Genomic DNA, 14977 nt, shown 5'->3' on the forward strand with positions numbered 1-14977 from the left:
CCACTATGGTGGGCCGATGCCGTCGATCAGACAGTTCCAGGTCACCTTCGACTGCGCGGAGCCCGAGCGCGTCGCCCGTTTCTGGTGCGAGGTGCTGGGGTACGCCGTACCGCCGCCACCGGAGGGTTTCGCCACATGGGACGACTTCGACCGCTCGCTGCCGCCCGAGCGTCGGAACACGGCGTTCGCCTGCGTCGACCCCTCGGGCGCGGGCCCGCGCCTGTTCTTCCAGCGTGTCCCCGAGGGCAAGACCGTCAAGAACCGGGTGCACCTCGACGTACGGGTCGGCACCGGGCTCGTGGGGGAGGAACGCCTCGCCGCGCTCGAGGCCGAGTGCGCCCGGCTGGTCGCGCTCGGCGCGGTGCACGTGCGCACCCTGCGCGCCGACGGCTTCAACGAGTCGTGCATCACGATGCAGGACGTCGAGGGCAACGAGTTCTGTCTCGACTGAGGGCCGCTCCCCGGACGGGAACCCGGACTGCTCTCCTTCCGTCTTGCCTCCGACCCGCTGTTCCTTGTGAAGGCTGACAGAAGTTGAGACACATACGATCGCGGGACTTTCCGCGTATACGCGAAAGAACCGCGCCCTCGACCCGGCACCGGCCCCGGGCGGTCCTCTGGGCCCTGGCCGCCGTGGTGACCCTCGGATTTCTCGTCGCACTGGAGTTCGCCGCGCGTCGCCACGGCACGCCGGGGCCGATCACCCTCCAGACGCGGGAGGTGCTGTACGCCCCCAAGTCGGGCGGCCTGCTGTACGCCGCCCTGGCGTTGACGACGGTGGTGCTCACCTGGCGGGAACGATGCGTCGCGGTGGGCGCGGCGATCGGCATCGACCTCGCTTTCCTGGTGGTCCGGTGGGCGGTCGACGCCGACACGGCCGGCGGCCACCCCTTCGGCAACGGCGCCCTGTGGGTGATCCTCGGCAGCGCGGTCGTCGCCGTCACCCGCCGCACCGGCCGGGAACGCGTCCTGCTGCTGAAGGGCGCCGGCCTGGCCCTGCTCCTGATGGCCGGCCGCAAGACCGGCGACACCTGGCTGCTCATCACCTCGAAGACCCGCCCGACGGTGCTCGACCAGTACGTGGCCACCGCCGACCACGCGCTGGGCGATCCGTCGTGGCTGGCGGGCCGGATCGTGACGGCCACCGGCCCCGTCGGCTTCAACTTCCTCGACTTCGTCTACGGCAACCTCGCGGTGGCCGCGGTCGTCGCCGCGCTGTACCAGCTGCGCCACGTGGCGGTCGAGCGCCGCTTCCCGCGCCACCACCTGGTGCGCACGTTCCTGGTCATCGGCCTCGTCGGACCGGCCTTCTACATGATCTTCCCGGTGGTCGGCCCGGTCTTCGCCTACGGCACGGGCGCCGAGCACTGGTCGGCGGTCAGCCTGTGGGCGCCGGACATGCCGCCCAGCGCGCCCTGGGCCGTGGCCGACCTGTGGCCCGGGACGCCGCCCCCGGTCGGCACCCCGCACCCCATGCCGTTCGACGGGATCACCCCGCGCAACTGCATGCCCAGCCTGCACACGGCGTGGGCGACCGCGATCTTCATCCACTCCCGCAAGGGCCCGCGGACGCTGCGGTTCGCAGGAACGTTCTGGCTGATCGCCACGCTCTGCGCGACGCTGGGATTCGGCTACCACTACGGCGCGGACCTCATCGCCGGCGTGGTCTTCACGCTCACGATCGAGGCGGCCCTGCGCGCGTACGACCGCGGCTGGGACCGTTCGGGCGTCCTGCTGGTCGCCCACGGCACCGCGGTCTTCGCCGCGTTCCTGCTGTCCTACCGCTGGCTGCCCCTGGAGATGGCCCAACACCCGTGGGTGGCCGGCCCCCTGCTCCTGCTGGCGACGGCCTCGGTGGTGTACGGCTACGTGCGGACCACCGCGCTGTGGGAGCCGAGGACCGCACCGGCACGGCACCCCGCACCACAGCCCGAACCGATCTGAGCCGTCCCGCGTCCGGTCGCCGGGGCGGGGCCGGGAGACCGCCCCGCCGGCGGCCGCCCGCCACTCCTTACGGAACGCGGACGTCGGGGCCGGGACGGTGCTCGGGCGGGGCCCGGGCGGCGGTCCGGTGCGAGGCTTGGGGCATGCAGCAGCCGCACGAATCCCCGGGGGCGCAAGCCGCCGAGAGGTCCTCCCGGGTCCTGGTCGTCGACGACGACCCGACCGTCGCCGAGGTCGTCGCCGGATACCTGGAGCGCGCCGGTCACCTCGTCGACCGCGCCGACGACGGCCCGACGGCCCTCGCCCGCGCCGCCGCGCACCCGCCGGACCTGGTCGTGCTCGACCTGATGCTGCCCGGTATGGACGGTCTGGAGGTGTGCCGGAGGATCCGCGGTCACGGCCCGGTGCCGGTCATCATGCTCACCGCGCGCGGTGACGAGGACGACCGCATCCTTGGCCTGGAGGTCGGCGCCGACGACTATGTCACCAAACCCTTCAGCCCCCGTGAACTGGTGCTGCGCGTGGAGTCGGTGCTGCGCCGCAGCAGGCCCGTCGTCCACGGGAACCGGCTGGAGGCGGCCGGTCTGACCGTCGACCCGGTGGCCCGCCGGGCCACCAAGAACGGTGCCGAACTCTCGCTCACCCTGCGGGAGTTCGACCTGCTCTCCTTCTTCCTGCGCCACCCGGGGCGGGCCTGCGGCCGTGAGGACCTGATGCGCGAGGTGTGGGGGTGGGACTTCGGCGACCTGTCGACCGTCACGGTCCACGTCCGCCGCCTGCGCGGCAAGGTCGAGGACGACCCGGCCCGGCCACGTCTGATCCGGACCGTGTGGGGCGTGGGCTACCGCTTCGACCCCGCCGGACAGGCCGCGGGGGGAGGGGCCGACCGTGGGTGAGGCGCTTCTCATCGCCCTGTACGCCTTCGCCGGGGCCGTCGCCACCGGCCTGATCGGGGCGGGCGTCCTGCGTCTGATCCGGCGCCGCTCGCTCACCGCCTCGCTCACCGTGGTCGCGGCGGTCGGGATCGTCGCGATGCTCGCGGGCACGCTCGCCGTCGCCCGGGCGATGTTCCTCTCGCCGCACGACCTGACCGTCGTCACGACCGTCGTCGCCATGGCGGCCGTCGTCTCCCTGGCCACCGCGCTGCTGCTGGGCCGCTGGGTCGTGGCCCGCAGCCGCGAACTCGCCCTGGCCGCACGCTCCTTCGGCGACGGCGGCGACTTCACCGTCCCCCACGGCCCGACCACCGCCGAACTGGGCGAACTGAGCAGGGAGTTGGCCGCCACAAGCGCCAGGCTCTCCGAGTCCCGCGAGCGGGAGCGCGCCCTGGAGACCTCCCGGCGCGAACTCGTCGCCTGGATCTCGCACGACCTGCGCACCCCACTGGCCGGCCTGCGCGCCATGGCGGAGGCCCTGGAGGACGGTGTCGCCGCCGACCCCGACCGCTACCTCAAGCAGATCCGCACCGAGGTCGAACGCCTCAACGGCATGGTCGGCGACCTCTTCGAGCTCTCCCGCATCCACGCCGGCACCCTGCCCCTCGCCCCCGCCCGGATCTCCCTCTACGACCTGGTCGACGAAGCGCTGACGGGCGCCGACCCGCTCGCCCGGGAACACGGGGTGCGGCTGGTGGGGAACCGGATCGAGCCGGTGCCGGTGGAGGTGGACGGCAAGGAGATGAGCCGGGTTCTGGGCAACCTGCTGGTCAACGCCATCCGCCGGACACCGGCCGACGGTACGGTCGCGGTCGCGGTGGAGCGTTTCCCCGAGGGCGTGCTGCTGTCGGTGACGGACGGCTGTGGTGGCATCCCCGAGGAGGACCTGTCGCGGGTCTTCGACACCGGCTGGCGCGGCACGCACGCCCGGACGCCCCCGGCGGGCGCGGGCCTGGGCCTCGCCATCGTCCGGGGCATCGTCGAGGCGCACCGGGGGCGGGCCACCGTACGCAACATCCCCGGCGGCTGCCGCTTCGAGGTGCTGCTGCCCGCCGCCGCTCCCTGACCGGGGCGGCGCCGGCGGACGTAAGGGTTTCGTCATGCGCCGAGCGGCCCCGGACGGCCGGCTCACCCGTTGAATGGAGGGGAGACGAGTGACTCCCGGGAGGGTGAGCGAGATGGGGCGGGTGCGGAGCGCGCTGTTCAGGCCGTGGGCGGCCGGAGCGCTGGTGGTGGTGGTCGCCGGGGCCGGCTTCGGGCTGTACTGGTTCCAGCCGTGGAAGCTGTGGCAGGACGAGACGGTGCGGGAGGCGCTGCCCGGGGCCACGGCAGCCGTCCCGGCGCCGCCCGCCGGGGCGCCGTCCGGGTCGGCCTCCGCCCCGCCCCCGGCCGGGCCGACGACGCTGGCGAGCGGCGAACTGATCAGCCACGAGCACCCGACGTCCGGCACGGTGAAGTTCGTGCGGCTGGCCGACGGCAGTCATGTGGTGCGCCTGGAGGGGCTCGACACCAGCAACGGCCCCGACCTGCGGGTGTGGCTGACCGACGCGCCGGTGAAGGAGGGACGCGCCGGCTGGCACGTCTTCGACGACGGCCGGTACGTCAGCCTCGGCAGGCTCAAGGGCAACAAGGGCAGCCAGAACTACGTCGTGCCCGAGGACGTCGACCCGTCCCGCTACACCAGCGTCAGCATCTGGTGCGACCGCTTCGACGTCTCCTTCGGCGCGGCGGAACTCGCCCCCGCCTGACCGGCCCGGCCGGCGGTCGCGCGCCGGGCCCGGCCACCGAGGTGGCCGGGCCCCAGAAGGCGTGACGCGACGTCGGGACGCGTCACCATCGGTACCAGCGACTACGGTTGCCGCCGGCCGGGGTGGAGCGCATGACGAAGCCGAGCAGCCAGAGCACCAGGACGGCGATGGCGACCCACCAGAGGATCTTCACGGCGAATCCCGCGCCGAAGAGGATCAGCGCGAGGAGCAGAACCAGCAACAGGGGAACCATAGTTATCGACCTCCTGCGCCACCGTCTGCCCTGCGTCGACGCCGTCATTCACCGAAGGCGCCTTGTTTGTGAAGGAAGGGTGGGGGCACGCGGACTTCACCGAGACAGTGGCGAGGACGCTACGAGGAGGCGTGTTCCATGAGTGCCGGTGAGAAGGCCAAGGCGAAGACCGAGCAGGCCCGGGGCAAGGCCGAGGAGGCTCTGGGAAGCGCCGTCGGGAACGACCGCATGGCCGCCGAGGGGCAGGCCAGGAAGAGCACGGGCGACGCCCGCGAGGCCAAGGAGAAGGCCAAGGACGCCTTCAAGCACTGAGGCCGCCGTGGCCCAGAGGAGGGGCTGTTCCCGGGACGACCCGGGAACAGCCCCTCCCCCTGTGCCCGGAACGGCCTCGGACGGGGCCCGTGGCCCCTTCGGCCACCTGTTCCCGCGACAGCCCCGGACCACCGGCCCAGGGCTGCGGAAGGCCGGGGGACGGGAGCCGACCTCGCGCTCCCCGGCCGGGGAACCGCACCACCGGGGGCCGTGACCGTCCGCTCCGAAGGGCCCGGCGAGGCCCGGGCGCCGGGGCGTCCGTCCGCGGCCGGGCCCGGGCCGGAAGACCGGAGCCCGGCCGCGGACGCCCCGGGCCGGTGCTCACACGACGGCCCGGTACCCCTTCCAGCCCGTCGCGATCTTCGTGCGGCCGCCGAACGACCCCTTGCCGTCACCGCTGTTGCGGTACAGGTTGCCGCTGGTGTCGCGCGAGACGAGGTCCGTCCTGCCGTCACCGGTGATGTCACCGGCCGCGACGACGGCGTTGTAGGAAGCACCCCAGTTCGAGAAGACCTTCACGCGGGCCTTGAACGTGCCCTTGCCGGTGCCGGCGTACCGGTACAGGTTGTTCGACCTGTCCTGGGCGAGCAGGTCGCCGATGCCGTCGCCGTCGAGGTCACCGGCCCCGACGACCTTCTTGTACGTCTTCCAGTCGTCGTAGAGCTTCACGCGGGCCGACAGCCTGCCCGTGGCGGTGCCCTTGTACAGGTAGACCGTGCCGGTGGAGGTGTTCCGGGCGATCAGGTCCGGGCGGCCGTCACCGCTCACGTCACCCGGCGCGGTCAGCACGTCGTACTGGTTCCAGCCGGAGGTGCCGAGCGAGGTGTACGGCGTGGTGGGCGTCACCGCCTTGCCGCAGGCCGGGCGGTGCGCGCGCAGGGCGCCGCTGCTCAGCCGGACCAGCACGTCGTTGCAGCGGTCGCCGTCGAGGTCGCCGAACGGCACGAACGTCGCGGTGGTGGGCCAGCCGGCGCCGGAGACCTTGGCGCCCAGCGTGCCCGTACCGGTGCCGCGCTGGACGGTGAGGGTGCCGGAGGAGTCGAGGGTCAGGACGTCACCGATCCCGTCCTTGCCCGCGTGGTCGCGCGGTGTCGCCGCCCCGGCCGTCACCGCGGTGCTGCCGGAGAGACCGAGGGGGGCGCCCCGGCCGTCGGCGGGCTGGGCGGTGAGCGTCCAGGTGTAGGTGCCGTTGGTGACCGGGCGGCCCGCGGCGTCCTTGCCGTCCCAGGCGGCCGTGAGCAGACCGCGGGCCTCGGCACCGGACACGGTGCGCACGGTGGCGCCGGACGCCTTGTGGCGGACGGTCACCTTCCAGGAGGCGGCGGGCTTCGACAGCCACCAGGTGCCGGACCAGCTCGCGGCCCCGGACGTGACCGTGGAGTCGACGGCCGACAGCGCGGACGCCGGAACGCCGGTCGGCACGAGGTGGACGCGCTGCTCGCGGTCGGCGTAGGCGACGCCGCCGCCGAAGCGGTCCACCGTCCAGTTCAGTCCGACCCTGAGGCTGTCCCGGCCGAGGTCGGTCCAGTCGGCCAGCTTGCGGCTCGGCAGTTCCGTGTGATCACCGCTGGCCGGCAGCCCGTCGTGCAGGTCGACGAGTCTCAGCCCGCTGCCCGAGTGGGTGCCGCCGACGCGCTCGACGAGATAACCGCCCCCGAGGAGGACCCTGCTCGCCGGGGCGGTGGCGGTGCGCCTGGCCGTACGGTCGTAGACGCCCGAACCCTGCACGGTGCCCCCGGCGTCCACGCAGGCCCAGTACACCCAGCGGCCCACGGCCTGGAGGTCGGACGGGGTGCAGCCGTTGCGGGTGGTGAAGGACTCCACGGGGGTGCCGGACGGGAGCCGGGTGGCCGTGACCTTCCCTCCCGTGGCCGCGCCGCTCCACAGCGTGTTGCCCCAGACGGCCGCGGCGACCCGGTCCCGCCGCTGCAGGACCTTGCCCGCCGAGCCGCCGGCGAACGCGCCGACGTACTGCCGGCCGGAGGAGGCGCCGTCGACGACCGCGTACCGTCCGGAGAGGTCCTTGAGCTGCGGGGCGGAGTCGCCCGTGTCGAGGGCCGGGCCCCAGTTCTCGGCGCCGTTGGCGCGCAGCATGGTCAGGCCCGACTCGGTGGGGTCGCGGCGGCCGTGGTGGCCGGTTCCGTCGGCGAACATCCGGATGCAGTGGCCGGTGCCGCCGGTGCAGTCGCCGTCCCGCCCGCTGACCAGCCCGTCCACCGTGGTCCTGGTCACGGCCGGGGTGCCGCCCGTGGTGAACCAGGTGCTGCGGTAGGCGCCGATGACGGTGTTCGGCTCGTAGAGCGTGCTGTCGTCGGCCGTGGTGAGGATGCCGCTGCCGAGCGAGAGCCCGTTGATCCGCGCGGGCATCGGCTGCACGGCGGTCACCCGGTCACGGGTGAGGGAACCGTCGGCGCCCCGGGCCACGCGGTACACGCCCCAGTCGAGGTCGCCCCGCCCGACGTACCGTTGCGCCCCGGCCACGAGGACGGAGCCGTCCGGTGCCTGGACGATCTCCTGGGCGGCCGGGTCCATGACCTTGGTCAGGCCGGTGTCCGTGCCGTCGGTCGTGAGCGCCCACAGCGGCCGGCCCCGGTACGCGTTGTCGCCGGGCGACACCGGCTCGACGCCGAGCAGCGCGTCGCCGACGACCGCGTACGTGGCCTGGTGGCTCAGGGAGCCGGTGTCGAAGGTGCGGGGCGCCGCGGTCAGGTCGTCGCGGTCGTACAGGTCGGCCTCGGCGCGCCCGCCGCGCAGCCGCAGCACCGAGTCGGCGCCCAGCCGGAAGCCGGTCACCTCCCAGCCGTCCTCGGGGGAGACCCGGTCGGGCAGCGGGCTGAACACGCCGGTGGCGAGGTCGACGATGCCCCAGTGACCCCAGCCTTCCCCGCCGGCCCCGTAGCGCAGGACGACGGAGCGGGCGTCGCCGTCCTCGACGACGATGTCGCCCGCACCGTCCGGCAGCCCGGTCACGGGCGTCCGCCCGACCCCGCCCCCGTCCCGGACCCGCCACAGCTGGTAGGCGTCCGGGTTTCCGCTGACACCGCTGGTGCTGGTGAGCACGGTGGAGCCGAAGGTGCCCCGGTAGGTGTGGTACTCGGGCACCGGCACCACGGCGGTGCCGCCGGAGACGCCCGCGCCTTGGAGGAGGGTGACCCGGGAGTCCTCCTCCGAGTAGAGGGCGACGGTGTCGGAGCCGCCCCCGTAGTGGCCGGGCCGGGAGGAGGCGGACTCCTGGAAGTAGCCGCTGTCGATGTCGTACTGGACCGGGACGTCCAGCCGCTGCTCCAGCGCGGTCGTGGTCCCGGTGGCGTAATCGGTCCACAGGAGCCGGTCGTCGCCCTCCTGGGCCCAGAGGAAGCCGCTGGTCCCCGCGTTGAGGATCTGTGTGGCCCGGGGGACGGCACGCGGGGCGGCGGGCAGCACGTACCCGGCCTCGGCGGCCGGCTGCGACGCGGCTGCCGCCGGGTGCGGCACGGCGGCGAGCGGGAGACCGAGGGCCAGCGCCGTCGCCAGGACGGCCGCGGCGCGTGCCGCCGGCGGACCGGGGCGTGCCGGACGGGGATCGAGAACGGGTCTGCGACCGTGTCGGCCGAGTCGGACCACCATTCCTCCTGGAAGGCAAGAAGAAGGCATGGCGGGACGTAGGGCGACGCCCTGGTACTCCCCGGCCCCCCGACCGCTCCCCCCACGCGAGTGAGGGGGAGCCTAACAGCATGCTCATGACCGGCCGCGCGATTTTCCGCCCGGGGACGTGCCGCACCCCTACCGGGCGGGCGCGGCATCCACGGCACGGCATCTCCATCGCCCCGCTCGTCGATGGGCGGTAATACGGTCCTCACATGTCACTCGTATGCCCTACGCTGCGTCTCCGGCAGCGTCCGACACCCGTCGTCCGGGTGAGGGGGAACGCGCGGCCTGTTCCTTTCCGCCCGGCGACCACCGGGCTTCTTCCCTGGGGGGCTCATCACTGTGCGCAGGCGCAGCATCGCGACCGCGACGGCACTCGCGGTCGTCCTCGGTTCCGTGGCTCTGGTGGGGGGCGCGGCGGGTCCGGCCTCGGCCGACTCCGCGAAGGACCTGCCGGTGACGTCGTTCGGCGACATCGTCGTCGACGGCGACCACCGGCGGGTCTACGTCTCCGACCCGACCGGCGGCAAGATCGTCGTCACCGACTACAGCGGCACCGTGAAGGCGACGCTGACCGGCCTCACCGGCGTGACCGGCCTGGCGCTGTCCGCCGACTCCGGGCAGGTGTACGCGGCCGTGAAGAACGGCAACCGGATCGTCTCGGTGGAGACGAACACATACACCCAGAGCGCGAGTTACCCGGTGGGCGTCGCTCCCGGCGACCTGGAGGTGGTGGACGGCCGGATCTGGTTCGCCCACGGCACGGACTTCGGCTCGCTGGACACCTCCGGCCCCGAACCCGTCGTCCGCCTCGCCCAGCGCGGCGACGCCGGCTTCTCCGGCGCCTTCGGGATGTTCCTGGCGTCCGACCCGGCCGTCCCGGGCGTCCTGGTGGCCGGCAACGGCGGCGACCTCGCCGTCTACGACGTCTCGGCCGACGGGGCCGCGCTGCGGGTCAAGGGCGACATGGACACCGCCGTGAAGCAGCTGGACCTGACGCCCGACGGCAAGCAGGTCCTCACCTCGTGGGGCGACCCGGAGTACGGCTACGGCCTCGGCGCCTACTCGGCCACCGACCTCACCGAGCAGTCGGGCTACCCCATCGAGGCCTACCCGAACGCCGTGCGGGTCGCGCCCGACGGCAGCGTCGCGGGCGGCAGCTTCTCCTGGTACGACCCCGACGTCCACATCCACCGGCCCGGTGACCCGGTGCCGGTGCGGGAGTACGACTTCCCCAACACCGGCAACAGCAGCGGCGCCGACACCCTCGTGGACGGAGCGCTCGCCTGGGCGCCGGACTCCAGCCGGGTCTTCGCCGTCTCCGTGAACAGCTACGGCACCTACACCCTGCGCGCCCTGACCGACCCCACCAAGGAACTGCCCACCCTCAAGGTGTCGGCCCCCGCCACGTCGGAACGGGCCAAGAAGCTCACCGTCACCGGCAAGCTGACCTCCAGGACACCCCTCGCCGCCGGGACCACCCTGAAGGTGACCCGTACGGACGTCGAGTCGCCGAAGGGCAAGGCGCTGCCCGCCGTCACGACGAAGGCGGACGGCGGCTTCTCCTTCACGGACACACCCCCCGCCGGCGGCAAGGTCACCTACAGGGTCTCCTCCGCGGGCGACGCCACGCACGCCCCGGCCTCCGGCTCGGACGCGGTGGACGTCTCGCGCAAGAAGACCGCGCTGAGCCTGAGCAACGACGGCAAGGTGTACTCGTACGGCAAGAAGGTCACCTTCACCGCGCACCTCGGCACGACGTACAAGAACCGCACCGTCTCGATCTACGCGGACCCCTTCGGCTCCGACAAGCCGAAGAAGCTGCTGAAGACGGCCGAGGTCAACTCCAAGGGCAACCTGTCGGCGACCGTCGCCATGACCCGCGACACCACCGTCAGCGCGGTCTTCGCCGGCGACGCCCGCTACGCCCCGAAGACCGTGAAGTCCACGGGGTACGCCCGGGTGAAGGTCTCCACCACCGTCTCCAGGCACTACAAGACGGGAAAGATCGGCTCCACGACGTACTACTTCTTCCACAAGAAGACGGATCCGGTGTTCACCACCACCATGAGCCACCACAAGGGCCGCAAGCAGCGTTTCCAGCTCCAGGTCCATTACCAGGGGGCCTGGCACGACTCCACCCCCGAGTACTTCGCCCTGGGCGCCGACGGCACGTCGGCCGTGCGCCTGGAGGCACCGGGCGAGTCCGGCATCCGCGCCCGCATGCGCTCGTCGTACATCAACGGCTCCTCCGGCGACAGCGTCAACTCCACGACGCACGGAGCCTGGAAGCACTTCACCTTCACCAAGTAGCCGGCTCCCGGCCGCCGGTACCGCCCCGGACCCCACCGGGCCGTACCGGCGGACGGCGGACCGCCGCCCGAACGGTGCCCGGCCGGCGGTCACCCGTGGAACGCGCGGCCTCCCGGACCGTCGCCCGTGAGGTGCCGGCCCGGCGCACCACTGGACGAGTCCGCCGCGGGTGAGGCCGAAACGGTGGTCACGGCCGCCCTGCCGGCCCTCGGTGACGACCTGTCCGGCCCGCTCACCGGCCGGCCTCCTCGCGGAGGGCACGACGGCCGACCGCGCCGCAGCACGTGCCGCGGGGACACCGGACGCCGCTCCCGAGCCGTGCGGTCCCGCCTCCGGCCGGAGACCGGCCGACCGGCCGACCGGCCGACCGACCCGGGGTCCGCCCCGGCACCGGGCCGGTGTCCGCACGGACCGACGGCCACCGGCCGGCCCTCGGCGTGCCGGAGTCCGGGACGACGGGGAACCGGCGTCCGCCCGGCTTTCCCCCCGGGCCACAACCTTGTCGCCGGTTGCCGAGTCTTGATCCCGCAAGTGTCGTCGCTTTTCGCTCCCGTGGAGGAACCAAGTGGGCAGAAGTGCCCTCGTACGCGGTGGTATCGCCACCACCACCTCGCTCGCCCTGACCGTCGGTCTCGGACCGCTCGTCCTCGACGCGCACGCGGACGCGGACGCGGCCACCGAGGTGGTCATCCCGGCGTCGACGTCCCTGAAGCCCGAGACCCATCTGTTCAGCGCGGGCCCGTCGGGGTTCCTGCGCCACGAACCCGGGCGCGGCCATGTGTGGAGCACCTACACCGGTGCGGACACGGTGGTGGACGCCTCGGCCACCGACATCTGGGGCATGCCCGAGTTCGGCGCGGGCTCGGACGTCGTCGCCCGCCATGACGACGGCACGCGGACCGTGACGCTGCGGGACATGGCGGCCGGGGGGACCGCGGCGACGGTCCCGCTCCCGGACGGCGACGTCTACCAGGGGACGCTCGGGCGGACCGTCGTGACGACCGGAACGAGGTCGGGCCGGCTGACGTGGCACCTGCTCGACCTCCAGGGCGACGGCACGGTGGGCGACCGCGCGGTGACGGGTGCCCCGGACGGCCTCTCCCAGGCCTCCCTCAGCACCGGTGACTCGCCCGTGGCCGACGCCCACGGCATGGTGGTCCAGTACCGGATCGACGGGAGGACCCGCAGCGGCTGGATCGACGCCGACGACGGCACGCTGACCGAACTGCCGTACAACCCGACCGTCACCACCAGCGGGCGGGTGGTCCTCACCGCCACCCACCTGGTGTCCTGGGACGGGAACGACACCGTCTCCGTCTACTCCCGCGACGACCTGACCCGGGCCGTCCGCACCGTGCCACTGGAGAACGACTACGCGACCCACCTGCTGGGCATGGTCGGAGACCGGATCCTGGTCTCCCGCTACGACCCCGCCCTCGGCGCCAAGGACGGCACCCTGCCCGTCTGGCGGGTCGACGCGCTCGCCCCCGACGGCTCGACGGCCCAGACCGTGCTGGCCCGCTCGCAGAGCCTGTCCTACGCCGTCCCCACCCCCGACGGCGGTCTCCTGGTGCCCGGCAGCGGCGCCGGCACCGCCGACTGGGGAGTGAACCTGGTCAGCGCGGGCGCCGACGGCGACCTCGTGGTCCGGAAGGTCGCCGCCTCCGTGCTGGACCCGGTGGCCGACCCCGTGCAGGCGCTCACCCTGGACAACGGCCGGCTCACCGTGACGGAGCACGACCGCGACCTGGGCCGTACGTACGCGTACAGCCGGACGCTCGGCACGGGCGGCGACACCCCCACCGTCGGCGCCCGCACCAACCGGGGCGTCAGCACCGACCCCTGGCCCCACCTCGTGGGCACCGGTGACGGCCGTACGGTGATCTGGAACGAGTGGTCCACGGAGGGCGACCGCGTCCCCCGGGTCCTCCAGCCGACGGGCACGCTGCCCGGCACGGCGATCGACTCCCGGCGCTCCTACGTCCGTGTGTGGGACGCCAGGGGCCGGCACGCCGCGATGGCCACCGAGTACACGGAGGAGACCGGTTCCGAGACGCGGGTGGTCGACCTCGACACCGGCGGCACCGTGCTCACCTCGGCGCAGCACGGCCGGGCGATGTGGGGCACCACCCTGTGGGTGGAGGACGGCGCGGACGCCGTCATCCCGGTCGACGTCCGCACCGGCACCAGGGGCGAGTCGGTGTCCTTCGGCCCGAAGTGCGACCTGGAAGCCCTGGAGGCGGTGGGACGCCGGCTGCTGTGGACGTGCTCGGGCCTGGGCCTGAACGAGAGCCAGGGCGTCTACGACACCGTCACCAAGACCAACCTGACGCTCACGCAGGGCACCTGGCAGACCATGAAGCTCGGTGACGGCTTCGTCGCCGCGGTCGTGGACGGCGAGCTGAGGGTGACCGACGTCCGTGGCAGCACCCCCGTGACGCGCACCGTGGGCACCGCATCGGCCGGGCAGCCCTGGGACGTGGACCCGTACACCGGCCTGATCGCGTACGTCGACGCCCGGGAGAACACCCACCTGGTGTCCGGCGGCGTCCCCGTCCCGGCACTGTCCCAGCTCGACTCCTCCGTCGCGGGCTCGGCCGACGTCAAGGGCGGTGCCACACCCTGGAACCCCAGGTGGTGGCCGTCGAAGCCGGTCTCCTCCTGGACGCTCGCGCTCAGGAACAAGGCCACGGGCACGACGGTGCGCACGCTGTCCGGCGGCACGGCACAGGGCCTGCTCTCCGCGTCGTGGAACGGCAAGGACAAGGCCGGCAGGCTCGTCGCCAACGGCGCCTACACCTGGACGCTCACCGCCGCCCCCGCCGACGGCCTGGGCGCGGCCCTCACCAGGACCGGCACGCTCAAGGTCACCGGCGCGGCCCCGGTCCGACGGGACCACGCCACCGCGGACGGCTTCGGCGAGGTCCTCACCCTCAACGGCTCGGGCGGACTGACGTACCAGTACGGCACCGGCACCGGCACCCTGACCAGCAAGAAAACGGGCTCCGGCTGGCCGACGAGCGCGGTGTTCGTGCCGTACGGCGACCTGAGCGGCGACCGGTGCAACGACGTTCTCGTGCGGTACGGCAGCGGCGCGCTGCGCGCCTACCGGCCCGCCTGCGGAGCGGCGGTGACCCCGTCGACGGCGTACACCTCGCTGGGCACCAGCGGCTGGACGCAGTACGACGTGCTGACCTCGCCCGGGGACGTCAGCGGCGACGGCCGGCCGGACCTGATCGCACGCCAGGCCTCCACCAAGGACGTCTACCTCTACAAGGCGACGAGCACGGGCAAGCTGTCGGCACGGACGAAGATCGCGTCCAAGTGGACGGGCTACAAGAAGGTCGTGGGCGCCGGCGACCTCAACGGCGACGGCCACGGCGACCTGCTGGCCCAGGACAAGTCGAACGAGCTGTGGCGCTACGACGGCACCGGGACGGGCACGTTCAAGAGCCGGGTGAAGGTCTTCAACGACTGGGGAGCCTCGTACAACGTCGTCGTCGGCGTGGGCGACATCACCGGCGACGGGAAGGCCGACATCGTCGCCCGCGACACCTCCGGTGCCCTCTACCGCAACAACGGCAACGGCAAGGGCTCCTTCGGCGGCCGCACCAAACTCGCCACCGGCTGGCAGGGCTACAAGGGCGTGTTCTGAGCCGTACGCCCCGGGAGCACCACAAGGCGTCCCGGCCACTCCCTGACGGCCTCCCGCTCCCACACGGGACCTCCCGCGTCCACCTGCCTCGTCCTGTGGCGCGGGAGTGCCCGTGAGACGCGGAAACACCCCACCCGCTCTTTTTGCGGCCCCGGGTCACCGACCCGGGGCCGCAAAAAGAGCGGGTGAC

Annotated in this window: 10 protein-coding genes; 8 read left to right on the forward strand and 2 right to left on the reverse strand. The window is 73.2% G+C overall.

The window, feature by feature from the left end; translation table 11 throughout:
- Window positions 1–16 precede the first annotated feature (16 nt).
- The 5 genes from ACFY3N_RS08395 to ACFY3N_RS08415 all read left to right on the forward strand — a co-directional run bounded on the left by ACFY3N_RS08395 (window position 17) and on the right by ACFY3N_RS08415 (window position 4627).
- Complete coding sequence (locus ACFY3N_RS08395) at window positions 17–451, forward strand: VOC family protein (RefSeq protein ID WP_390815832.1); 435 nt, start codon at window positions 17–19, stop codon at window positions 449–451.
- 173 nt (window positions 452–624) lie between these two features.
- Window positions 625–1944, forward strand: a complete 1320-nt coding sequence (locus ACFY3N_RS08400) for a phosphatase PAP2 family protein (RefSeq protein WP_390816062.1) — start codon at window positions 625–627, stop codon at window positions 1942–1944.
- 143 nt (window positions 1945–2087) lie between these two features.
- Window positions 2088–2840 (forward strand): response regulator transcription factor, encoded by a 753-nt coding sequence (locus tag ACFY3N_RS08405; RefSeq protein ID WP_390815833.1) that lies wholly within the window; start codon window positions 2088–2090, stop codon window positions 2838–2840.
- On the forward strand, window positions 2833–3945 hold the full coding sequence (locus tag ACFY3N_RS08410; RefSeq protein ID WP_390815834.1) for a sensor histidine kinase: 1113 nt from the start codon (window positions 2833–2835) through the stop codon (window positions 3943–3945). Before ACFY3N_RS08405 ends, ACFY3N_RS08410 begins: the two co-directional genes overlap by 8 nt.
- A gap of 112 nt (window positions 3946–4057) precedes the next feature.
- Window positions 4058–4627 (forward strand): DM13 domain-containing protein, encoded by a 570-nt coding sequence (locus ACFY3N_RS08415; RefSeq protein ID WP_390816063.1) that lies wholly within the window; start codon window positions 4058–4060, stop codon window positions 4625–4627.
- 82 nt (window positions 4628–4709) lie between these two features.
- On the opposite strand, the gene ACFY3N_RS08420 is transcribed toward ACFY3N_RS08415, so the two are convergent.
- Entirely contained in the window at window positions 4710–4880 is a 171-nt protein-coding gene (locus ACFY3N_RS08420; protein ID WP_390815835.1) for a hydrophobic protein, read from the reverse strand.
- Between the two features lie 138 nt (window positions 4881–5018).
- Here ACFY3N_RS08420 and ACFY3N_RS08425 point away from each other — a divergent pair, with 138 nt between their 5' ends.
- Window positions 5019–5192: a CsbD family protein gene (locus tag ACFY3N_RS08425; protein WP_351997160.1), complete on the forward strand. Its 174-nt coding sequence runs from the start codon at window positions 5019–5021 to the stop codon at window positions 5190–5192.
- Window positions 5193–5513: 321 nt separating this feature from the next.
- Here ACFY3N_RS08425 and ACFY3N_RS08430 read toward each other — a convergent pair whose 3' ends face one another.
- Window positions 5514–8798: an FG-GAP-like repeat-containing protein gene (locus tag ACFY3N_RS08430; RefSeq protein WP_390815836.1), complete on the reverse strand. Its 3285-nt coding sequence runs from the start codon at window positions 8796–8798 to the stop codon at window positions 5514–5516.
- A 363-nt stretch (window positions 8799–9161) separates the two neighbouring features.
- Between ACFY3N_RS08430 and ACFY3N_RS08435 the strand changes: the two genes are divergently transcribed.
- Complete coding sequence (locus ACFY3N_RS08435; RefSeq protein ID WP_390815837.1) at window positions 9162–11132, forward strand: YncE family protein; 1971 nt, start codon at window positions 9162–9164, stop codon at window positions 11130–11132.
- A gap of 565 nt (window positions 11133–11697) precedes the next feature.
- Window positions 11698–14787, forward strand: coding sequence for an FG-GAP-like repeat-containing protein (locus tag ACFY3N_RS08440; protein ID WP_390815838.1), 3090 nt, complete (start codon window positions 11698–11700; stop codon window positions 14785–14787).
- Window positions 14788–14977 lie beyond the last annotated feature (190 nt).

Origin of the sequence: Streptomyces sp. NPDC000348 (assembly GCF_042898795.1) — a bacterium.
GTDB lineage: Bacteria > Actinomycetota > Actinomycetes > Streptomycetales > Streptomycetaceae > Streptomyces.

What these genes read in the sequence shown, in the direction of transcription:
- ACFY3N_RS08395 (WP_390815832.1), top strand. Translation starts at nt 17, where the DNA reads ATGCCGTCGATCAGACAGTTCCAGGTCACCTTCGACTGCGCGGAGCCC.
- ACFY3N_RS08405 (WP_390815833.1), top strand. Translation starts at nt 2,088, where the DNA reads ATGCAGCAGCCGCACGAATCCCCGGGGGCGCAAGCCGCCGAGAGGTCC.
- ACFY3N_RS08415 (WP_390816063.1), top strand. Translation starts at nt 4,058, where the DNA reads ATGGGGCGGGTGCGGAGCGCGCTGTTCAGGCCGTGGGCGGCCGGAGCG.
- ACFY3N_RS08420 (WP_390815835.1), bottom strand. Translation starts at nt 4,880, where the DNA reads ATGGTTCCCCTGTTGCTGGTTCTGCTCCTCGCGCTGATCCTCTTCGGC.
- ACFY3N_RS08425 (WP_351997160.1), top strand. Translation starts at nt 5,019, where the DNA reads ATGAGTGCCGGTGAGAAGGCCAAGGCGAAGACCGAGCAGGCCCGGGGC.
- ACFY3N_RS08430 (WP_390815836.1), bottom strand. Translation starts at nt 8,798, where the DNA reads ATGGTGGTCCGACTCGGCCGACACGGTCGCAGACCCGTTCTCGATCCC.